This window comes from Nocardiopsis synnemataformans (assembly GCF_965343085.1).
Taxonomy (GTDB): domain Bacteria; phylum Actinomycetota; class Actinomycetes; order Streptosporangiales; family Streptosporangiaceae; genus Nocardiopsis; species Nocardiopsis alborubida.
The window spans coordinates 1-19,298 of the sequence record NZ_CBDRFA010000117.1 but is presented as its reverse complement, the minus strand read 5'-3'; the positions used below and the strand labels follow the sequence as shown (position 1 = coordinate 19,298).

Below are 19,298 nucleotides of genomic sequence, written 5' to 3'. Positions count from 1 at the left end.
GAGCGCCCCATGTCAGCACCGCACGCGCAGACCACCAACTGGGCAGGCAACGTGACCTTCGGCAGTCCGAGGGTCCACCGGCCCCGGACGCTGGACGAGCTGCGCCGCGTCGTCCGCGACAGCGCGCGGATCCGCGCCCTGGGCAGCGGCCACTCCTTCAACCTCGTCGCCGACTCCGACGCCGACCTGGTGCGCCTGGACGGGCTGCCTGCGGAGGCCGAGATCGACGCCGGGGGTCGGACCGTCACCGTCACCGCCGGTATGCGCTACGCCGAACTGGTCACCGCGCTGCACGGGCGGGGGTTCGCGCTGGCCAACCTGGCGTCGCTGCCGCACATCTCGGTCGCGGGCTCCTGCGCGACCGGCACCCACGGGTCCGGGGACGGCCAGCGCTGCCTGTCCGCCGCCGTGCGCGCGGTGCAGCTCATGGGCCCCGACGGCGACCTGACCTGGCTGAGCCGCGAGGCGGACCCGGAGGTCCTCCCCGGCGCGGTGGTCGCTCTGGGCGCGCTGGGCGTCGTCACCCGGCTCTCCCTGGAGATCGAACCGGCGTTCACGATGACCCAGCGGGTCCGTGTCGGGGTGGCCCTGGACGAGGTGGCCGACCGCGTCGACGACGTGTTCGGCGCGGCCTACAGCGTCAGCGTGTTCACCGACTGGCGCGGTGAGGCCGCCGTGTGGCTCAAGCACCGCACCGACCGCACCGAGGGCGCCTGGAGTGGCGGTCGGCCCGCGTCGGGGCCGGTGCACCCCGTCCCGGGGATGCCTCCGGAACCCAGCACCGAGCAGATGGGGGTCGTCGGCCCCTGGTACGAGCGGCTCCCGCACTTCCGTCCCGAACTGGAGCCGAGCGCGGGCAGGGAGTTGCAGTCCGAGTTCTACGTGCCCCGTGAGGCCGCGGGCGCCGCGTTCGCGGCCCTGCGCGGGATCGGGCACCTGCTGGCCCCGACGCTGTACGTCGCGGAGGTGCGCACGGTCCGCGCGGACGATCTGTGGCTGAGCCCCGCCCACGGCCGGGACTGCGTCACCTTCCACTTCACCTGGCTCCCGGACCCGCGGGCCGTGGCGCCGGTCCTGGCGGCCGTGGAGGAGCGCCTCCTGCCGCTGGGCGCCCGCCCCCACTGGGGCAAGCTCACCGCGATGGCCCCGGCCGACATCACCGCCGGGTACGAGCGCGCGGCGGACTTCGCGAGCCTCGCACGCGCGCTCGACCCGGCCGGGAAGTTCCGCAACGCCTTCACCGACGGCCTCTTCCCTCGCGGGTGAGGCCGGCCCGCGGGTGAGGCCGGCCCGCGGCGGCGGGCGGGGGCGCCGGGCCCCGGGGAGGCGGCCCGGCGGCGGAGCGCGGTCAGGCCGGGTCGACCCGGTACAGGGTGGTCGAGCCGGACACCTCGTTGGCCACGGCCAGCATCGGGACGCCCCGGATCGGCGAGTCCGAGGCGCTGATGAAGGCCAGGCCCTCCGCCCCGAGGTCGCCCGCCTCGCGGGTACCGGGCTCGGCGGTGAAGTCGCGGTTGTTGAGGTACTGCACGAAGGACGCCTCCCGGGGGTCGGTGACGTCGTAGACCATCACGCCGCCCACCCGCTCCAGGCCCACGAACGCGTAGGTGCGGCCCGCCACCTCGCCGAGCACGACCCCCTCGGGCTCGGGGCCCTTGTCGTCGCTGCGGTTGTCGAAGACGTTCTCCGCGTGGTCGGAGTTGAAGAACTCCGGCGCGGCCTCGGCGGTGATCCGCTCGAAGTCCGACCCGGAGTCGAAGAGCAGCTCGCCCTCGGCGGTGAAGATCGAGAACGAGCGCCCGCCGAACGCGTACACGTCCTCGTAGCAGCTGCCGTCCTCGCGCAGGCCCTCGGCGGCGGTGACCTTCAACCTGCCCATGTTGGCCTCGTCGAGCAGCTCCTCGGTGCTGTCGACGCCCAGGTCGTTGTCGGCCAGGAACTCCCGGAGGCGCGGGGAGTCCTCGCACAGCGGGGTGTCCTCGACCAGGTCGCCGAGACGGGTCTCCTCGGAGTAGCCGTCCCAGTCGCGGGTGTCGCCCTCGTTCGCGGTGACCATCAGGGTCTGGCCGCGCCAGCGGTAGGTGTCGAACCCGTCGGGCTGGTACATGCCGTACACCGGCCAGTTGGCGAGGCGGATCCCGTCGTCCCGGTTCGACACGTCCAGCTCGTTGCCGGGCTCCATGTGGTCCTTGAGGCCGAGGGGCACGATGTCGGTGAACTCGGCGGTGCGCAGGTCCAGCAGCGCGACGGCGTTGGCCTCCTGGAGCACCACCTGGGCGCTGTGGGCGGTGTCCGCGGAGATGTACTCCGGTTCCAGGTTGCGCGCCACCCGTCCCGGGGTGCCCTGCTCGCCGGTGGACAGGTCCGGTCCGAACACCCGCACCCCCGGGGGCAGCTCCCTCTCCCCGTCCCAGGCACGGAAGTCGGCGGTGCGGACGTCGTCCTGGGTGACGGCGGCGGGCCTGCGGTTCACGCGGATGACGCTCACCGACCCCTCGGGGTCGGCCGAGTAGTCGTCGCTGGGCTCCCCCTCGTTGGCCACCAGCAGCAGCCTGCCCTCGGGCGTGAAGGTGGCCATGTCCGGCAGGGCACCGACCCTGACCGCGTTGAGCGCGGTGCCGTCGGTGCCGTAGAAGACCACCCAGCCGTTCTCGGTGCGGTCGGGGGCCTCCACCGCCACGGCCACGGTGCCGCCGTGGACCGCCACGGAGTTGGCGACCGCGCCCTCCGGCACCACCGAGCCGTCGGCCGCCTCGACCCCGGGCGTACGCAGGTCGAACAGCTTGGCGGGGGCCGCGGGGTCGGAGACGTCGAGCACCTCCACGGTGGCGGCCAGGGCGTTGACCACGTACAGGCGCTGGGTGCGCGGGTCGTGGGCGACGATCTCCGCCGCCGCCTCGTCGAAGGAGCCGGTGTGGTAGCTGCCGAGGGCGGACAGTTCGACGCCGTCGCGCCCGCCCTCGCCGGGCTCCTGCCGCTCCGCGTGGGCGGGGACAGCCGTACCGGTGAGGGCGACGGCGAGGGACACCGCGGCCGCCGTGGTCTTGCGCATGTGTGCTTCCTGGTGGTTCCGGGGGATGGGCGCGGTCACGCCCGCGCCGAAGCCAACCAGGGGCGGACGTGGATCAGCAGAACGCCCGGTGACGCGGGGATGAAGGCGGAGGGCGGCCGTCTCGGTCACGGGGGCGTGCTTCATGCTATTCGCGCTGGGGGAATTCCGCGCGCGGATCGGGAAATCCGGTGCGCCGGAGAACCGGCGGGACTCACGAAAGGACCGCTGCCAACACGTGTCCGAACCGCCCGGGGAAAGGGCGCGCCGCCGTTCGACGGCTATTCGGCCTCTGCGGCGCCGGGTGCGGCGGGATCGCGTGGAAAGCCGGAAAGAAAGTCCCGGGGGGCTTCAGTAACCGGCCGACCGGAGCCTGTGCCAGGCGGTCGTCCAGCGCTGGCGCTCACCGGTGTCCTCACCGGCGCAGGCGGTCACGAAGGCCATCAGGAACACGTACCTGGGCAGCTGGATCCCCTCCAGGACGTCGCGGAAGGTGGTCGCCCGCACCGCTCCCCCGCACAGGTACTCCAGCTCCAGGTAGGACCAGTCGCCCGCCCAGACGAGGTAACGGCGCATGACCAGCAGGAACTCCGCGGGAGTCCCGGCGTCCAGGGGGTTGGGCCGACGTTCGTAGCCGTCCAGGGCGCGGACGGTCGGGTGGCGCTCGACGGCGGAGCTGGGGGTCGTGAGGACACGGTCGAGCCAGCTGGTGCGACCGAGGGACCGGTTCGGTCCGGTGGGTTCGAGGACGCCCGTGGTGGTCACACCTTCTCCTTTTCACCGGTCGAAATCGACGTCATGGGGTTCTCCCGTACGCGCCGCGCCTGTTCGGCGTACACGTGAGCGCGGGGTGGAGAGAACGACGAAGGCCGGATACCAGCTGTTGTGGGGAGAACTCCGGCGGTTCGGTTACGGAGAAACCTACCGGATGAACACGGAACGCGAAAGCGCCTGGCGACACGGGTTCGGAGAGGCGTTGGTCTCCCCCGTGTGTGACGTCGCCGCCGCCGCTTCCACTGTTGTGCGCTTTTACCGCAAAGGGCAACAAAGGTCATCTGGAACACCGGACAAAACGTCCTCCCTCACGGTAGCGCCCAAAACGCGACCACCTGGGACGTCAAGGGGGAGGGCCCCGGCTCCGCAAGATTGTTTTGTCCGAATATGCAATTTAAGGTTGACCGTAACCAGGATCACGGTGTCCACGCCAGCACCGTGGCGTCGTCGCTCCCCTTGCCGCGCGGATGACGAAGCCGGTCGGGGTCGGCGGCCTCCAGCACACGCACCCGGTCCAGCAGGGCGCGCGGCCCTCTGTCCGAAACCAGGGCGAACGCCTGGTCCCAATCCAGGTCGCCGAAGAGGTCGACCACCCGGCTCGCCCCGTCGGTCATGGCGGTGAAACGCCCGAGGGGCAGGGTTCCGGTCAGCGCCTCCTCGGCCGCCCGGGGGTGGGCGCCCGCCGTCCAGAAGCCCTCGGGAACGTTGCGGTACGCGCGGATGGCGTCCCAGGGACTCCCCCGGCGGGCCAGGTCGTCCCTGAGGTCGTCCAGACGGGTGTCGGTGAGCACGTGCACTCCGGCCCCGCCCTCCACCAGCAGCACGGAGTCGGACAGCACCAGGTACTCCAGTGCGTCGGAGTCCGCCCGCACCGCCACGACCGTGGCGGACGGGCTCTCCTGGTTGCCCAGGTCGCAGGTGTCCGCGTGCAGGGCGGAGGCCGTCCCGATCGCCTCGGCCAGGGCCTCGCGCAGGGGAAGCCCCGCGTCGGCCCCGGCCAGCAGCAGCGCGCCGAGCCGCCGGGTGTACCAGGCCACCCCGTGGGAGCAGCCCGTCTCCACGTCCCGTGGCGCGCTCGCCCCGTCCAGGAGGACCGCGCTGGTCGCGGTCGCCGCGGCGAAGTCCTCGTTGGGTCGGCCGGGATCGCCCGGCTCCGTGGCGACGCGGAAGGGCATTCCCGGATCCCCCGTTCACGGACGGCACGTCCTGTCGTGGGCACCGTGCTCCCGGCCCGGAGGCACGATGACCGCACGCTACCTACCCATGGAATTTACACCCATGGAAAGCACAGATTTCGGGTAGATGGACGATTCGGCGCTTTTCCGGAGACCACCGACATCGCACGGCCCGGTTCCGGCGAGGACGCGAGCAGAGGAAGCACGCCCCGCGACGCAAGCGGGGACCCGCACACGCGAGGACCAGAAGACGACAACGGGATGGATCCCCCCATGTGGAATATTCCCTACTACTTCCGGAGAGCCAGGAGAATACTCAGGAGAATGGTCCCGGTCCCGGTCAGGAAGGCCCTCTTCCTTCCCGTCTCATGGAGGCACCGGAGGAGGGACCCGGAACTCACCGTGTCGACCTACCAGCGCGAACCCGTCCTCGCACGGCGCTGGTCCGGTCCCTTCGACATCGAGGACTTCGTCGCCCGACAGACGAACCGCTTCATCGACCTCCTGCGGGAGCGGGGGATCGACTACTTCCTCTCCCGGTCCAACGGCGTGTACCACCGTTCGGTCGCCGTGTCCGAGGAGGACAGGGCCGAGGTCCTCTCGGTCCTCGCCTCCCGCTACAGCCTCCGAGGCTCCTACGTGAGGACCCCGGGCGGGTACCGGCCCCTGTCCCCGCTCCGCCTGCGCGGGCTCCGCCGTGCTCCGGTGGTCCGGCTCGGAGAGCACGTCGTCGGCGACCGGGGTCCCGCGGCCGTCGGACCCGCCCACGGCTTCACCGTGGAGTTCTGGCAGGAGGGTGAGCGGTTCCTGGCCTCTCCCGACCACGAGGAGAGGCTCGGCCGACTCCGGGTCGTGGCGCCCGAGCACGTCCTGCGGGAGTCACTCATCGCGCCGCAGCCCAACCCGGTGAGCGAGGTGATCCCCGGAAGGGCCAGGAAGACCGCCGAGATCAGGGTCGGCGACCGGACCCATCCCACTCTGGACGCCTTCACCTGGGAACTCGCCACCGACATCACCTTTCCCGTCGACGCCGTCTACACCTGGGTCGACGGAGCCGACGAGGCCTGGCGCGCCAAGCGCGACGCCCACCTCGGAGAGAACGCCCCGGCCAACCCGCACTCCGCCTCCGACTCCCGCTACACCAGCCGGGACGAACTCCTCTACTCCCTGCGATCGCTGGAGATGTTCGCTCCCTTCGTACGCGACGTCTACGTCGTCACCGACGGCCAGACGCCGCCGTGGCTGAACACCGACCACCCACGGGTGCGGGTGGTGGACCACACGGAGGTCTTCGGTGACCCGTCGGTCCTTCCGGTGTTCAACTCGCACGCCATCGAGTCGCAGCTGCACCGCATCGAGGGCCTGGCCGAGCACTACCTGTACCTCAACGACGACGTGTTCTTCGGCCGTCCCGTGTCCCCCTCGCTCTTCTTCCACTCCAACGGGCTCGTGAAGCTGAACCCCTCCCCCTACCGCTTCGGCCTGGGCGAGGTCAGCGAGGAGGACCAGCCCGTGGACGCCGCCGCCAAGCGCAACGGCGCGCTGCTGGAGAAGCACTTCGGCAAGGTGCCCGTGTCCAAGTTCAAGCACACGCCCATCCCGCAGCGCCGGTCGGTGATCCAGGAGTTGGAGGGGAGGTTCCCCGAGGTGTTCGCGCGGACGGCGGCGTCGCGGTTCCGGCACCCGGACGACCACTCGGTGCCGTCGTCCCTGCACAACTACTACGCGCTGTTCACGGGCAGGGCGGTGATGGGGGGTCTGCGCTACACCTACCTCAACCTGGCCGACCTCGACGCGGTGCGGCACCGGACCGAGGCCCTGCTGGCCCAGCGCAACTTCGACACCTTCTGCGTGAACGACACCACGGAACCGGACGAGGCGGCCGAGAGGCACGTCGACGAGTTCCTCGGCGACTACTTTCCCTTCAGGAGCAGTTTCGAGCGGTGAGGGGCGGGGCGGTCCGGTCGCGGCCGGGCCGCCCCCTCGGGTCAGCGCACCAGGACGGTGGTGTGCACGTCGATGCTGCCGCTCTCCCAGAGCCAGTCCATCGCGGCCAGGCTCACCCGGGCGCACCCGTGGGAGGCGGGCTGGGACGGGACGACCGGGTACCCGTGCACGGCGATGCCGCCGTTGAAGTACTTCGGTCTGTACAGCGCCCCGTAGGGCCCGGGGTCCCAGGCGTCGACCTCGCGGAAGACGGTGTAGGTGCCAGTCGGGGTGGTGGCGATCCGCTCGGTGCCGTCCGAGGACTCGTAGGGCTGACCGGATCCGGTGGAGGTGTTGAGGACGCGCTCCACCTCGCCGCCGGAGACCACCAGCAGCAGCTGCCGGTCCAGGTCGATCTCCAGCAGGTCGCCGGAGGTGCTCTGGGCCTCGGGGAGCACGCCCTCGGCGAGGGCGACGCGGGTGTCGGGGCCCACGACGCCGTCGCGGGCGATCCCGGCGGCCTTCTGGAGCGCCACGACGGCCTGCTCGGTGTGGAAGCCGAACTGGCCGTCCACGCCGTCGATCCAGTAGCCCAGTTCGGCGAGGCGTTCCTGGACGGCGGTCACCCCGGCTCCGGAGCTGCCCTGGCGCAGCTCCGGTCCGGCGCTGACCGAGGTCGGGGCGGCGTGCGCGGCCGGAGCCGTCACGGCGGTGCCCAGGAGCAGGGCGAACGCCGCGGCCACGGCCAGGAGGAGGGTGTGTTTCGGGTGCGGTGTCGGAAGGAATCGGGGGGTTGCCATACGTCATCCTTACCCACCCCGCACGCGGTTCTCCCCGCCCCGTAGGACCTGTGGACAACTCTCGCCTCCGTGTGCGGACGGACGTGCGGGGACGCGCTGGCGGTGGCCGCCCCGGGTACGGGCCGCTCGGCGCACGGGAGCCAGGGGCGCGCCCGGCCGGGTTCAGCGCCGTCCGGAGCCCGGACCGTGCGAGCGCGTGTGCAGGGACGAGGCGACGTGGGCCAGGGCCCGGCACCGGGCGAACTCCACGGCGGTGAAGGGGACGACCTCCCGGTGGACGGTCAGGACACCGCCGTCGGGCGCGGGGAGGGTCATGACCGTACCGGACAGGTCCTCACGGGCCGTCCCGGCGGACGGTTCGGCGGTGTGCTCCACGGCCCGGGCCGAGGCCAGGGACAGCAGCGAGCGCTCCAGAGTGGTCGCCCCGGTGATCAGGGCGCTGACCAGGGCGAGCGTGCGGCTGGTGGTGTCGCTGAGCTCGTGGACGTCGGCGCGGCGCACGGCGGCGTCGCGTCCGCCCGCCTCCCGTACGGCGGTGTACAGGTCGTCCTCGCCCACGTGCGCGGGAGCGCTGACGAAGAACTCGTCCACGGCGTCCGCCCCCGCCGGATGCACCTGCATGAGCCGGATATCGATCCCGAGGGCGGCGAACCGCGCGGTGAGCGCGGCCAGGCCGCCGGGGACGTCGGCGACCGTCGCGCGGACGCTCCACAGCAGGTCGTCGGACGGGGTGCGCGCCGCTTCCCTCCCCGCCCGGGAACCGTCCGACGCCGCGGGTCCGCCCCCGACGGACCGCCCGTCCGAGGGGGCGCTCCGGGACGGCCCGGTACCCATGGGCGGTCGGGGAGCGGACACGGCCTTGTGGCGGCGCCACCGGTGGACCGCGGAGACCGCGAGCAGCAGCAGCCCCACGGTGATCAGGACGCGGACACCCGCGTCGCTGTGCCCGAGGGAGAGCACCACCAGGTGCGCCGCGCCGGCGGCGAGGAGCAGGGTGCCCAGGTCGAGTGCCTCGCGGCCGAAGAAGCCGTGGCGGTGGTCGTCGGTTCCGTGCTGTCCTTCGGAAACGTCCATGGGACCGAAGATCCCAGGGCGACGTTGCGCCCGGTCGCACCCGCGTGAAGGGCCGGTAACGACGGAGAGTGACTCTGGCCACTCCGGAGGGACGCGTACGCCTCCGAGGCGGGCGCGCCCGGAGGCCAACGGCTCCCGGCCGGACCCGGAAACGGCTGCCGCATCGGCGTTCCCGTGATCGCGGTGCCCTCAGGAAACCCGCCCGACCAGCAAGGACGTCGGTTCCTCCGGCTTCGCGCACACGGAATGTGTCGTGCCGCACAGTGCTTCTAACGTGAGATGGAACGACACCGGTGTGTCCTTCCCATGACGGCATCCTCCTGGTGGACGCCTCCCGTCCACACGACGCATGGAGCACACGGAACACATGAAGCGCGACGTGACCAGGATCGGACCGCAGAACGGGGCCCGCGATCCGCACCCGCGAACACCGGACGACTCCGGGGCGCCGGTGCGCACACTGCGCGCCCGGCACCCGCTGCCCCTACTGGTCACCGGGGCCGTCGCCTCCCTGGTGGCCCTCCTGGCGACCGCCGAGATCACCACCACCCTGGCGGGCAGTCCCCTGCACCACCGGACGTCGCTCTGGTTCGACACCCACGGCCACGACCAGCTCTGGGCGACTCCCGAGACGATGCTCGCGTCCGCGCTGCTCACGTCCCTGGGGCTGACCATGGTCGTGCTCGCGTTCGTTCCCGCGCGCGGCGACTGGCTGGCGCTGTGCGACGACGGCGTCCGCCCCGCCGACGGCGTGCCCGTCCCCCGCCGGAAGACGGAGGAGTAGGCGCGGCGGTCACTCCTGACCCGGGCACCAGGGCGCGGGCCCGGCTCCGCGGTCCGGGTTCCGCAGTCAGGGTTCCGACGCACAGGGCGGGTACCGGCGCGCGGGCTCAGGCCGCGGTCCGGCCCCCGCCGTACACGAGCCGCCGCATCAGCGCGTCCAGCGGTCCGGGGCGTCCCGCGCGCTCCAGCCACGCGGCCGCGCCCAGGCCGACCAGCCAGGCCAGCAGGGCCACGACCAGCGCACCGGCACCGCCCACGCGCGTGCCCAGGCCGACCAGGTCGGGGTGGAGGACCACCGCCACCAGCACCGAGTTGAGGATGTAGAAGGTCAGGGAGCGCTGGCCCACCGCCGCGACGGCGCGGGTCAGCGGCCCGGGGGCGCGTTCCAGCCGGATCGCCCACAGGGTGAACAGCGCCGCGTACCCGGCTCCGCCGCACACCCCCGTCAGCACCTGGAGCGCCATGAGCAGCCCGCCCGCCAGCGCGCCCGGCTCCAGCGCGCCGACCGCCGTCAGGGCGGAGGGCAGCGCCCCCGCGAGGGACACGGCCACACCCGCCACGGCGATCCGGACCAGGAGCGCGCGGTGCGCCTCCGGGTCGTCCAGCAGGCCCGCGCGACCCGCCAGGTAGCCCAGGACGACCAGCAGGAACAGCGGGTAGGCGAGCGCCACCATCAGCGGGCTGAACGGGAGCCCCGCCAGGCGCGCCACCCAGTCCTCCGCGGTCAGGTAGCCCGCCACGGCGTACGCCTCCTCCCCGGCCGTCCGCCGCCCGAGGTTCATGCCGACCATCGCCAGGGGGACGGTGAGCGCGTAGAGCGCGGCGAACACGGCCGCGGCGCGCACGAGTGCCCTGTTCGGGCGCAGCAGGAGCCACCCGGTGACCAGGGCCGCCAGCCCGTAGGAGGTGAGGATCTCGCCGGGGAACACCAGCAGCGCGTGGACGAACCCGAACAGCAGCAGGAACGCCCCGCGGCGGCGCAGCAGGCGGCGGACCTCCTCCTCACTCGTGCCGCGCGCGGTCTGCCGGGCGACCATCCACGCCATCCCGTAGCCGAAGAGGATCGCGAACATCGGGAAGGCCCGGTTGTCCAGCAGCAGCGTGGTCGCGAGGGCGGCGATCCGGTCCGGCAGGGGCTCGCCGGACACGTCGGTGCCGAAGCCCGCGCCCGCGTACACCCCGGCGTAGGCCATCGCGATGAGCAGCAGCATGAACCCCCGGGCCAGGTCGGGGGCGAGCCTTCGCCCGGTGCCGGGCCGTGGCACTGCGGTGGCGTCCATCGTCTCTTCCCTTCCCTGCGCCGGACTCCCGGTGTTCCGGGGAGTCCAGGCTGGCAGGGCGGCGGCCCGTCCGGATCAGCCGATCGGCCATCCGAACGGCCACGCTGACGTCCGCGCGCAAGGCCGGACAGGGCCGGTGGACGGAGGCGTCGACGACTCCGTCCTCACCGGCCCCGGGCCGGGTCGTCCAGGTCGACGACATCGATGTCCAGGCGGGCGACGGGCAGGCCCAGCCGCTGTTCGGCCAGGGAGCGCATGGCGCGCCGGGCGGCGTCGGCGGCGTCCGGGATGGGGAAGCCGACGGCGACCCGCGCCGTGGCCCGGACGGAGAGGCCCTCGCGGGTCTGCTGGACGCGGCAGCGGCCGACCACGACCCCCGGGACGGACTCGACGGAGGTCCGGAGCATGGCCGCCACGGCCGACTCCCTGACCTCGGTGCCGCCGGGACCGGAGCCGCTCAGGACGATCGTCCCCTCGGAGCGGCGCTCCGCACGCACCACGCGCATGACGTCCGTGAGCAGCCCAGGAGGGGCGGTGACCTCCTCCTCGCCGTCCCGGCGCACCGCGTCGACGAGCGGGCGCAGCTCGCTCGCCTCCGCCCGGCAGTGCTCGCAGGCGGACTCGTGCTCGGTGAGCCGGCCGGACAGCAGGTCCCTCAGGAGTGCGTCCACCGAGGTTCCGCAGGGCAGTCGGTCGTGGTCGTCGGACGGGTCTACCGCCATGGCTCAAGCGCCTCCACGAGATGGGTACGCGCGCGGTGAATACGTCCACGCACAGCGGTCGGGGTCGTGTCGACGATCTCCGCTATCTCTTCATAGCCCAATCCTTCCATTTCGCGCAGAACCCAGCAGATCCGCTGCGGGGGCGGCAGCCCCGACAGGGCTTCGAGCAGCGCCTCGCGCAGGTCGCCCGCGAGCGTCTCCCCCACCGGCCCGGGTTCCCGGGCCTCCAGCCGCTCGTCGTCCTCCACCGGTTCCACCGGCCTGCGGGCCCGCAGCATGTTCAGGGCGCGCCGTCCCACGATGCGGTTGAGCCAGGCGGGGAAGCTCTGCGGGTCGGCGAGCTCGGGAAGCCTGCGCCACGCGGTGACCAGGGCCTCCTGGGCCGCGTCCCGCGCGTCGGTGGGATCGCGCAGCACACGCAGGGCGATCCGGTAGACGGCGTCCTGGTGCCGACGGACGAGGTCCTCGAACGCCCTGTCGTCCCCGTCCTGGGCGCGCTCCACGAGCACGCTCTCCGGAAGTGCGGTTTCCCTGTGCATCGTCGCCGCGGCCACCCCTCCCCGTACACGAGCACAGAGAAACTACCCCAGGTTTCCGCCCGAACACGGCAGCCCCGCGCCCGCACCTCCCCCACACTTGTGGTGACGCAGGTCACACGATGATGGCCGTGAGCCGACGGCCCTCCCCCGTGTCCTTCCCTGTGACGGCGCCACCCGAAGGACCGGCGGGCCGCCCGCTCCACCCCGAACCGAACACCCGACAACGCAAGGAGATCCGACCATGGCCGCGAAGAGCGCCCAGAGCAGTGAACTCGCCCCCGCCGAGCTGCGCGAGGCGGGTGGCGCGAGCACCGTCCCCGTGCGCGCCCAGCACTCCCACGAGCTGAACACCGACACCGGGCGCACCTCGATCGCCGACCACGTGGTCGCCAAGATCGCCGGTATGGCCGCCCGGGAGGTCCGGGGCGTCCACCACATGGGCGGCGGGGCCGGACGCGCCTTCGACGCCGTCCGCGAGCGCATCCCCGGCTCCACCTCCACCAGCACCGCGGCGCGCGGCGTGGCCGTGGAGGTCGGCGAGCGCCAGGCCGCGGTGGACATCAACCTCGTCGTCGAGTACGGCGTCTCGATCCCCGACCTGGCGGCCGTCGTGCGGCGCAACGTCATCTCCGGCGTGGAGCGGATGACCGGCCTGGAGGTCACGGAGGTCAACGTGACCGTGGACGACATCCACCTGCCGGACGAGGAGGAGGGCCGTTCCACCGCCGCCGAGCCGAGGGTCAGGTGACGGCGGAGCGGCAGCGGCACACCGGCAGACACGACGTGAGGGAGTGAGGACCCATGTGGTCGATCGTCGGACTCGCCTTCGGGGCGGTCCTCGGCCTCGCCGCCGCCTTCGGCGGCTTCGGGGCCTTCCTCCTGGTCCTGGTCCTGGGGGCCGCGGGGTTCCTGGCGGGGAGGGCCTACGAGGGCGAGGTCGACCTCGCGGAGCTGTTCACGCGCCGTGAGCGCGGCGGTCGCCGGTGAGCGCCGCCGAGGCCTTCCCGGGGAGCCGCGGACCGGCCCCCGGGGAGGACGTCGCGAAGGCCATGGGAGCCGGGGCGGCCATGGGAGCCGGGGCGGCCGTGGGAACCGGGGCCGCCGCCGGAACGCCCGGGGAGCGTGCGCTGTCCGGCGCCGGGCCGGACCGGCGCGCGCCCCGGGTGCCGCCCGAGGAGCGCGGCACCACGGTCGTGTCCGACCGGGCGGTCCGCCGCCTGGCGTGTGCGGCCGCCGCCGAGCACCGGTCCACCCGCCCCCTGGGTGACCGGCTGGGCGGACTGGTGGGCGAGGGCCGGACGGCCCGCGCCGAGGTGCGCCGGGGAGGCTCCCGTGTGGGGCTGCGCCTGGAGATCGCCGTCGCCTACCCCTCCCCGCTCGCCCGCACCGCCGAGGAGGTCCGCGCGCACGTGGCCGCCACGGTGGAGGGCCTCACCGGGCTGACCGTCCACAGCACCGACATCGAGATCGTCGAACTCGTACCCGCGCCGCGGGTGCGCTGAGCCATCGAAGGAAGCGGACATGACTTCCCTCCAGGAGGAGGCGCGGATCCCAGAGGCGTCCGCGGCCCCGGGCGACCTCCCGCCCGGGAGTCAGCACGGGGACCGAAGGGCCCGGCGGACCGCGGTGAGGGTCTTCCGGCCCCGGCGGGTGCTGCCCGCCGTCGTGGTCGCCGCCTCGGTGGCGGTGGTCTCCGGGCTGGTGCTCGCCGTGATCACCGCGAGCCTGGTCGGCCTGCCCGCGCCGTTCCCCGCGGTGGACGGCATGGTCGCCCACGCCGCCACGACCCCGTGGGAGGCGCCCGAGACCATGCTGGCCTCCGCGGTCGCCGCCGCCCTGGGCCTGACGCTGCTGATCGCGGCGTCGCTGCCCGGGTACGGCGGCCACCTGGTCCTGCGCACCGACGACCGCGACATGGCCGTGGGCCTGTCCCGGCGGGCGCTGCGCGACCTCCTCGCCGTCTCGGCGCGCGGAGTGGACGGTATCCGCGGCGCGCGGGTGCGTGTGGGCCGCCGCACGGTGCGGGTGCTGGCGCGCACGCACGTACGCGGCGCCCACTGGCTGAGGCGGGACGTGGACGCGGCCGTGCGCCGGAGGCTGGAGGAACTCGTCCCGGTCCGCGCTCCGAGGGTCCGCGTCCGGGTACGGGAGGAGGCGTGAGCATGGACGGACAGCGATCCGGACCGGAACCGGACCCAGCCGGCACCGGTCCGAGCGACACGGACGCGAGCAACGCGAACGCGGGCAACGCCGCTCCTGTGGACGCAGGCGCAGGCGGCACCGGCACGACACACGTCAGCCCGACCCACGGGGGCGCACCGACCCGGTCCACGATCCGGGGCTTCCCCCACCGCCGCAGCAGGAGGACGGCTCGGGGCAACCGGCTCGGGCTGTTCCTCACCGGCCTGGTACTCCTGGTCGGCGGCGCGGCCGGGCTCGCCGTCGGCGGCGGCCTGTTCGGCGACGGCCCCGCCGCCGCCCCGCTGACCGGCCTCGAACCGGTGGCACGGGCCCTGGCCTGGCCCTGGACCCCACACGCCGCCGCGGCGGTCGCGCTGGTGCTCACGGTGCTGGCGGTGCGCTGGCTGCTGGTCCAGGGCCGCGCGTACCGCCCGCGCAGGCTGCTCGTGGGCGCGGACACGGCGGCGGGACGGACCGAGGTGTCGCCGTCCGCCGCCGGGAACGCCCTGACCACCCAGCTCAGTGCGCACCCGCGCGTGGTGCGCGGCAGGGCGAGGTTCACCGGGTCCGCGCGGGAGCCGCGCCTGTGGCTCGACCTGGTGCTGACCGAGGAGGCCGATCCCGTGGACGTGTGGCGCACCTGCCAGGACGAGGGAGTCGGCTCCCTGCGCGAGTCCCTGGAACTGGAGCGGCTGCCCACCGTCGTGCGCATGTCGGTCTCGGGGCGCAGCGGGGGCAGAGACCTCACCTGACCCGTGCGCCCCACCCAGGGGAAGCGGAAGCGGACAGCTCACCTGCCTCGTACGCCCCATTGAAGGAAAGCAGGAGCAGACACCTCAACTGTCCCGCACACCCCACCGAGGGGAGGCGGGAGCGAAGACCCCGCCTGGTCCGTGCGCCCCCGCTGAGGGGAGGGGGCGGGACCGGGCGGGCGACGGGGGCGGCGCGGTCCGCCGGTACAAGGGGAGACACCGGCGTGACCCCGCCTCCGTCATCACACCCGTGCTCCGCACGCCCCGCTTCCGCCGTGATCCGGACCGGCGGCGGTTCCGTGTGTGCTATCTTCGCCACTCGCGGCGACCCGGACCTGAGCCCCGTGCGACAGGGACGTGCCGGACCCCCGTGTCTCCCCGGCCCCCGGTGTCGAGACCGGTAGTTCACCACCTGCACGTCTCGACACACCAGGAGTCCACGCCCGTGCGCGTCTACTTCGCGGTGTACGCCCGAGGGCTGCACCGCTATTCCACCTACCGCGCGGCCACGATCGCCGGGATCTTCACCAACTCCGTCTTCGGCACGATCAACGCCACCGTCATGCTCGCCCTGTTCGCGGCGCGCCCCGAGATCAACGGCTACGACGCCGGGGACGCCGTCACCCAGGTGTTCGTCAGCCAGGGCCTGATCGGCATGGTCGCCATCATGGGCCCGCCCCTGGAACTGGGCGAGCGGGTGCGCTCGGGCGCCGTGGGCACCGACCTGATGCGGCCGGTCTCCCTCCAGGGCTGGTGGCTGGCCGAGGACCTCGGCCGGGCCACGTTCAACCTGGTTTTCCGCGGGGTGCCCACGTTCACCGTGGGGATACTGCTGTTCGACCTGGACCTGCCCGGCGACCCGGTCCGCTGGGCCGCCGTCCTGCTGTCCGCCGTGCTGGCCACGCTGGTCTCGTTCGGACTGCGCTACCTGTACGAACTGGCCGGGTTCTGGCTCCTGGACTCCAGCGGGATCTGGGCGGTGGCCGGGCTGCTCGGCCCGGTGGCCGCCGGGATGCTGCTGCCGCTCACCCTGTTCCCCCCGGCACTGGCCGACACCCTGCGGCTGCTGCCGTGGGCGTCGATGGTCCAGATCCCCGCCGAGATCATGCTCGGCAAGGACACCCTGCCGGGCGGCACCGTGCTCGGCGGGCTGGCCCTCCAGGCATGGTGGGCCGCCGCCCTGTTCGGCCTGGGCGCGTGGATCACCGCCCGAGCGACCCGCAGGGTGGTGGTCCAGGGTGGCTGACCTGCTCTTCCGCGCCCGCGAGTCCGTGGCCTGGCCGCTGCGCGCCTACCTGCTGCTGGCCTGGACCTGGTGCCGGGCCCTGGCCCAGTACCCGACCTCGCTGGTGCTGATGACCCTGGCGACCTCTCTGGGCGTGTTCGCCGAGATCGGCGCCGTCCTCGTCGTGTTCGGCCACGCCGGGCGGCTGGCGGGGTTCGACCTCGCCGAGGGGCTGCTCATCGCCGGGTTGGCCGCGACCGCCTTCGCCTGCGCCGACATGCTCCTGGGCAACGTCGAGCGGCTGGGGCAGCACATCCGCGCCGGAACGCTCGATGTGATGCTGGTGCGCCCGGTGCCGCCGCTGGTGCAGATGGCGACCGACCGGTTCGCGCCGCGCCGCCTGGGCCGGATCGTCCCGGGCTCGGTCGTGGTCGCCGTCGCCCTGGCCGCGTGCGACATCGACTGGACCCCCGGCAGGGTGCTGATGCTGCCGGTGCTGCTGGTGTCGGGGACCGCGATCTGCTGCGCGGTCTGGGTCATCGGGGCGTGTCTCCAGTTCTTCGTCACCGACGCCCGCGAGGCGGCCAACTCGATCACCTACGGCGGGCAGGCCCTCACCGAGTTCCCGCTGGCCATCTACGGCCGCGACCTCGTGCGGGCGGTGACCTTCGTGCTGCCGCTCGCCTTCGTCACCTGGCAGCCCGTCCTGTACCTGCTCGACCGCCCCGACCCGACGGGGCTGCCGGACGCCCTGCGCCACGCCACACCCCTCGTCGCCGCCGTCCTGTGCCTGGTCGCCGCCGCCTGCTGGCGCCTCGGGCTGCGTCACTACCGATCCTCCGGGAGCTGAGCATGACCTCCGTCCGTGAGTCCGGCGCGTCCGCCGCCGAGCCGATCATCGAGGCCGTCGGCCTGGGCCGCGACTTCGTCCTGTCCGAGGGGCCGTTCCTGCGGCGCAGGCGGCGCACCGTCAGCGCCGTGCGCGACGTGAACCTCACCGTGCGGCCCGGCGAGATCGTCGGTTACCTGGGCCCCAACGGCGCCGGGAAGAGCAGCACCATGAAGATGCTCACCGGCATCCTCACCCCCACCTCCGGACGCCTGCGGGTGACCGGCCTGGAGCCCTCCCGCCAGCGGACGAGGCTGGCGGGCCGGATCGGCGTGGTGTTCGGCCAGCGCACCACCCTGTGGTGGGACCTGCCGCTGCGCGACAGCCTGGAGCTGACCCGGCACATGTACCGGATCCCGGCCGCCGACCACGCCCGCCGCCTGGCCGAGCTGACCGAACTCCTGGAACTGGGGCCGTTCCTGGCCACCCCGGTGCGCCAGCTCAGCCTGGGTCAGCGCATGCGCGGCGACCTCACCGCGGCCCTGCTGCACGGCCCCCGGCTGCTGGTGTTGGACGAGCCGACCATCGGCCTGGACGTGGTCAGCAAGTCGAGCATCCGCGAGTTCCTGCTGCGGCTCAACGCCGAGGAGGGCACGACCATCCTGCTGACCACGCACGACCTGGGAGACGTGGAGCGCCTGTGCGAGCGGGTGGTGGTCATCGACCGGGGGAGCCTGGCCTACGACGGCGGCCTGGACGGACTGCGCGCGAGCGTGCCCGCGCCGCGCGTGCTGGTCGTGGACCTGGCCGAGCCCGCACCGGCCATCGAGGTGGAGGGCGGCCGGTGCGTGCGCGTGGACGGCCCGCGCCAGTGGCTGGAACTGTCGGAGAACCCGGCGGCGGTGATCTCCCGCGTCGCCCAGCGGCACGAGGTGGTCGACCTGACCCTGCGCGAACCCGACATCGAGGGCGTGGTGGCCGCGCTGTACCGGGGGACGCGGAGCCCAGAAGAAACGAAAGGGCTCTGAACTGCGATGATCTTGCACTTGTAGCCGATGTCGACGCTCGGACCTCGCTGTAAGCACAGATCACGGCGAAGGGGCGGGCGGTGACCCCTTCCGCGCCGACGGCGGGTGGCGCGCACCGACCGCGGTTTTCCGGACCCGGCGGGGAACCGGGCCGGGGGTGGCGGGATCATCGCTGTCATGGAATCAGGCGTGGTGTTGGGGATCGCGTTCGCGGTGCTCTCGTGTGCGGCCTACACGGCCGCCGCGGTGGCCCAGCGCAGGTTGGCGGTACGGGTGGCCGGGCCGCTCACCGGCGGTGGACAGCTCGCGGCCCTGCTGCGGCACCCGCTGTGGTGGCTCTCCCTGCTGTTCAACGGGGGCCGGGCCGGTTTCCAGGTGGCGGCGGTGAGCAACGCGCCGCTGACCGTGGTGCAGCCGCTGGGCGTGCTGGTGCTGGTGTTCGGCATCCCCTGGTCGGCGCGGCTGGGCGGACGGAGGGTCACCCGCGAGGAGTGGAGGGGCGCGGCGTTCACCTCGGTGGCGCTGGGCGTGCTGCTGGCGGTGACGGTGACCGGCGGCCAGGGCGGTGTCCTCGACGACACCGGCTCGGTGGTGGTCGGCGGCGGCACGACCGCGCTCCTGCTGGCGACCGCGTGGGCGGCGGGGCGGGTCCGCTCGGCGGCCTGGCGCAGCTACCTGCTCGCGGGCGCGGCGGGCGTGGCCTTCGGGGTCTCCTCGGCCACGGTCAAGACGGCGGTGGCGGTCATCGGGGAGACCGGCGCGATCGGGCTGGTGCACGCGTCCTCGCTGGCCACACCCGTGATCGCGGTGCTCGGGCTGTTCCTGGCCCAGGCCGCCTACCAGGGCATGGAGCTGGGCGCCCCGCTGGGGATCACCACCTTCACCAACCCCGTCTCCGCCGCCGTGGTGGGCGTGGCCTTCATGGGCGAGACCTACGCGGGCGGGTGGATCGGCGGCGTGGTCGCGGTGGTGTGCGCCCTGCTGGCGGCGTACGGGATCCGGCTGCTCACCGTTCCGCAGGGCCCGGCCTCCGCGCCGGAGCCGGAGAGGCCGCAGGAGTCGGGGAGCGTGGCCGGGGAGCGCTGATCGGCCAGCGGACACGTGTCGCTGCCCGTGCGGGGGCTGCACGGGTGCCGGGCCGGACCGCGCTCAGCTCCCCGC

The 19,298-nt window shown here is 73.3% G+C and carries 20 protein-coding genes; 12 read left to right on the top strand and 8 right to left on the bottom strand.

Going from position 1 to position 19,298, the window contains the following annotated elements; genetic code table 11:
• The first annotated feature begins 9 nt into the window (after positions 1-9).
• Complete coding sequence (locus ACSIH6_RS37505) at positions 10-1,266, top strand: FAD-binding protein (RefSeq protein WP_435113283.1); 1,257 nt, start codon at positions 10-12, stop codon at positions 1,264-1,266.
• Positions 1,267-1,348: 82 nt separating this feature from the next.
• Here the strand turns inward: ACSIH6_RS37505 and ACSIH6_RS37500 are convergent, their stop codons facing one another.
• From ACSIH6_RS37500 to ACSIH6_RS37490, 3 genes are all read right to left on the bottom strand, one after another.
• Positions 1,349-3,052: a choice-of-anchor I family protein gene (locus ACSIH6_RS37500; protein WP_435113281.1), complete on the bottom strand. Its 1,704-nt coding sequence runs from the start codon at positions 3,050-3,052 to the stop codon at positions 1,349-1,351.
• A gap of 348 nt (positions 3,053-3,400) precedes the next feature.
• A complete protein-coding gene (locus ACSIH6_RS37495) occupies positions 3,401-3,814 on the bottom strand; it encodes a hypothetical protein (RefSeq protein ID WP_435113279.1) in 414 nt (137 codons plus the stop codon).
• A gap of 425 nt (positions 3,815-4,239) precedes the next feature.
• Positions 4,240-4,998: a protein phosphatase 2C domain-containing protein gene (locus ACSIH6_RS37490; RefSeq protein WP_435113277.1), complete on the bottom strand. Its 759-nt coding sequence runs from the start codon at positions 4,996-4,998 to the stop codon at positions 4,240-4,242.
• Positions 4,999-5,400: 402 nt separating this feature from the next.
• On the opposite strand from ACSIH6_RS37490, the gene ACSIH6_RS37485 reads away from it, so the two are divergent.
• Complete coding sequence (locus ACSIH6_RS37485) at positions 5,401-6,945, top strand: stealth family protein (protein ID WP_435113275.1); 1,545 nt, start codon at positions 5,401-5,403, stop codon at positions 6,943-6,945.
• A 41-nt stretch (positions 6,946-6,986) separates the two neighbouring features.
• On the opposite strand, the gene ACSIH6_RS37480 is transcribed toward ACSIH6_RS37485, so the two are convergent.
• Both ACSIH6_RS37480 and ACSIH6_RS37475 read right to left on the bottom strand, forming a co-directional pair.
• Positions 6,987-7,724, bottom strand: a complete 738-nt coding sequence (locus ACSIH6_RS37480) for a L,D-transpeptidase family protein (RefSeq protein WP_435113273.1) — start codon at positions 7,722-7,724, stop codon at positions 6,987-6,989.
• A gap of 162 nt (positions 7,725-7,886) precedes the next feature.
• On the bottom strand, positions 7,887-8,798 hold the full coding sequence (locus ACSIH6_RS37475) for an ACT domain-containing protein (RefSeq protein ID WP_435113271.1): 912 nt from the start codon (positions 8,796-8,798) through the stop codon (positions 7,887-7,889).
• Positions 8,799-9,147: 349 nt separating this feature from the next.
• Between ACSIH6_RS37475 and ACSIH6_RS37470 the strand changes: the two genes are divergently transcribed.
• Positions 9,148-9,582: a hypothetical protein gene (locus ACSIH6_RS37470; RefSeq protein ID WP_435113269.1), complete on the top strand. Its 435-nt coding sequence runs from the start codon at positions 9,148-9,150 to the stop codon at positions 9,580-9,582.
• Between the two features lie 106 nt (positions 9,583-9,688).
• Here ACSIH6_RS37470 and ACSIH6_RS37465 read toward each other — a convergent pair whose 3' ends face one another.
• From ACSIH6_RS37465 to ACSIH6_RS37455, 3 genes are all read right to left on the bottom strand, one after another.
• Positions 9,689-10,861 carry a DUF418 domain-containing protein gene (locus ACSIH6_RS37465; protein WP_435113267.1) on the bottom strand — a complete coding sequence of 391 codons (1,173 nt, stop codon included), beginning with the start codon at positions 10,859-10,861 and terminating at the stop codon, positions 9,689-9,691.
• A 164-nt stretch (positions 10,862-11,025) separates the two neighbouring features.
• Entirely contained in the window at positions 11,026-11,583 is a 558-nt protein-coding gene (locus ACSIH6_RS37460; RefSeq protein WP_435113265.1) for an anti-sigma factor, read from the bottom strand.
• On the bottom strand, positions 11,574-12,122 hold the full coding sequence (locus ACSIH6_RS37455; RefSeq protein ID WP_435113263.1) for an RNA polymerase sigma factor: 549 nt from the start codon (positions 12,120-12,122) through the stop codon (positions 11,574-11,576). Before ACSIH6_RS37455 ends, ACSIH6_RS37460 begins: the two co-directional genes overlap by 10 nt.
• Before the next feature lie 241 nt (positions 12,123-12,363).
• On the opposite strand from ACSIH6_RS37455, the gene ACSIH6_RS37450 reads away from it, so the two are divergent.
• The 9 genes from ACSIH6_RS37450 (at position 12,364) to ACSIH6_RS37410 (ending at position 19,223) form a co-directional block, all read left to right on the top strand.
• Positions 12,364-12,870, top strand: a complete 507-nt coding sequence (locus ACSIH6_RS37450) for an Asp23/Gls24 family envelope stress response protein (RefSeq protein WP_017562831.1) — start codon at positions 12,364-12,366, stop codon at positions 12,868-12,870.
• 53 nt (positions 12,871-12,923) lie between these two features.
• Positions 12,924-13,109, top strand: a complete 186-nt coding sequence (locus tag ACSIH6_RS37445) for a hypothetical protein (protein ID WP_435113260.1) — start codon at positions 12,924-12,926, stop codon at positions 13,107-13,109.
• Positions 13,106-13,624: an Asp23/Gls24 family envelope stress response protein gene (locus tag ACSIH6_RS37440; RefSeq protein WP_435113258.1), complete on the top strand. Its 519-nt coding sequence runs from the start codon at positions 13,106-13,108 to the stop codon at positions 13,622-13,624. Before ACSIH6_RS37445 ends, ACSIH6_RS37440 begins: the two co-directional genes overlap by 4 nt.
• Before the next feature lie 19 nt (positions 13,625-13,643).
• Positions 13,644-14,282, top strand: a complete 639-nt coding sequence (locus ACSIH6_RS37435) for a DUF6286 domain-containing protein (protein ID WP_435113256.1) — start codon at positions 13,644-13,646, stop codon at positions 14,280-14,282.
• A 2-nt stretch (positions 14,283-14,284) separates the two neighbouring features.
• A complete protein-coding gene (locus tag ACSIH6_RS37430; protein WP_435113254.1) occupies positions 14,285-15,055 on the top strand; it encodes a hypothetical protein in 771 nt (256 codons plus the stop codon).
• A gap of 445 nt (positions 15,056-15,500) precedes the next feature.
• Positions 15,501-16,301: an ABC transporter permease gene (locus tag ACSIH6_RS37425; protein ID WP_435113252.1), complete on the top strand. Its 801-nt coding sequence runs from the start codon at positions 15,501-15,503 to the stop codon at positions 16,299-16,301.
• Complete coding sequence (locus ACSIH6_RS37420; protein WP_435113250.1) at positions 16,294-17,130, top strand: ABC transporter permease; 837 nt, start codon at positions 16,294-16,296, stop codon at positions 17,128-17,130. Before ACSIH6_RS37425 ends, ACSIH6_RS37420 begins: the two co-directional genes overlap by 8 nt.
• Positions 17,131-17,132: 2 nt before the next feature.
• The gene (locus ACSIH6_RS37415) at positions 17,133-18,137 is read left to right on the top strand and encodes an ABC transporter ATP-binding protein (protein WP_061081756.1); all 1,005 of its coding nucleotides are present in this window, start codon (positions 17,133-17,135) and stop codon (positions 18,135-18,137) included.
• A 177-nt stretch (positions 18,138-18,314) separates the two neighbouring features.
• Complete coding sequence (locus ACSIH6_RS37410) at positions 18,315-19,223, top strand: DMT family transporter (protein WP_435113248.1); 909 nt, start codon at positions 18,315-18,317, stop codon at positions 19,221-19,223.
• Positions 19,224-19,298 lie beyond the last annotated feature (75 nt).

What these genes read in the sequence shown, in the direction of transcription:
- ACSIH6_RS37505 (WP_435113283.1), top strand. Translation starts at nt 10, where the DNA reads ATGTCAGCACCGCACGCGCAGACCACCAACTGGGCAGGCAACGTGACC.
- ACSIH6_RS37500 (WP_435113281.1), bottom strand. Translation starts at nt 3,052, where the DNA reads ATGCGCAAGACCACGGCGGCCGCGGTGTCCCTCGCCGTCGCCCTCACC.
- ACSIH6_RS37490 (WP_435113277.1), bottom strand. Translation starts at nt 4,998, where the DNA reads ATGCCCTTCCGCGTCGCCACGGAGCCGGGCGATCCCGGCCGACCCAAC.
- ACSIH6_RS37480 (WP_435113273.1), bottom strand. Translation starts at nt 7,724, where the DNA reads ATGGCAACCCCCCGATTCCTTCCGACACCGCACCCGAAACACACCCTC.
- ACSIH6_RS37475 (WP_435113271.1), bottom strand. Translation starts at nt 8,798, where the DNA reads ATGGACGTTTCCGAAGGACAGCACGGAACCGACGACCACCGCCACGGC.
- ACSIH6_RS37470 (WP_435113269.1), top strand. Translation starts at nt 9,148, where the DNA reads ATGGAGCACACGGAACACATGAAGCGCGACGTGACCAGGATCGGACCG.
- ACSIH6_RS37465 (WP_435113267.1), bottom strand. Translation starts at nt 10,861, where the DNA reads ATGGACGCCACCGCAGTGCCACGGCCCGGCACCGGGCGAAGGCTCGCC.
- ACSIH6_RS37460 (WP_435113265.1), bottom strand. Translation starts at nt 11,583, where the DNA reads ATGGCGGTAGACCCGTCCGACGACCACGACCGACTGCCCTGCGGAACC.
- ACSIH6_RS37455 (WP_435113263.1), bottom strand. Translation starts at nt 12,122, where the DNA reads ATGCACAGGGAAACCGCACTTCCGGAGAGCGTGCTCGTGGAGCGCGCC.
- ACSIH6_RS37450 (WP_017562831.1), top strand. Translation starts at nt 12,364, where the DNA reads ATGGCCGCGAAGAGCGCCCAGAGCAGTGAACTCGCCCCCGCCGAGCTG.
- ACSIH6_RS37445 (WP_435113260.1), top strand. Translation starts at nt 12,924, where the DNA reads ATGTGGTCGATCGTCGGACTCGCCTTCGGGGCGGTCCTCGGCCTCGCC.
- ACSIH6_RS37435 (WP_435113256.1), top strand. Translation starts at nt 13,644, where the DNA reads ATGACTTCCCTCCAGGAGGAGGCGCGGATCCCAGAGGCGTCCGCGGCC.
- ACSIH6_RS37430 (WP_435113254.1), top strand. Translation starts at nt 14,285, where the DNA reads ATGGACGGACAGCGATCCGGACCGGAACCGGACCCAGCCGGCACCGGT.
- ACSIH6_RS37415 (WP_061081756.1), top strand. Translation starts at nt 17,133, where the DNA reads ATGACCTCCGTCCGTGAGTCCGGCGCGTCCGCCGCCGAGCCGATCATC.
- ACSIH6_RS37410 (WP_435113248.1), top strand. Translation starts at nt 18,315, where the DNA reads ATGGAATCAGGCGTGGTGTTGGGGATCGCGTTCGCGGTGCTCTCGTGT.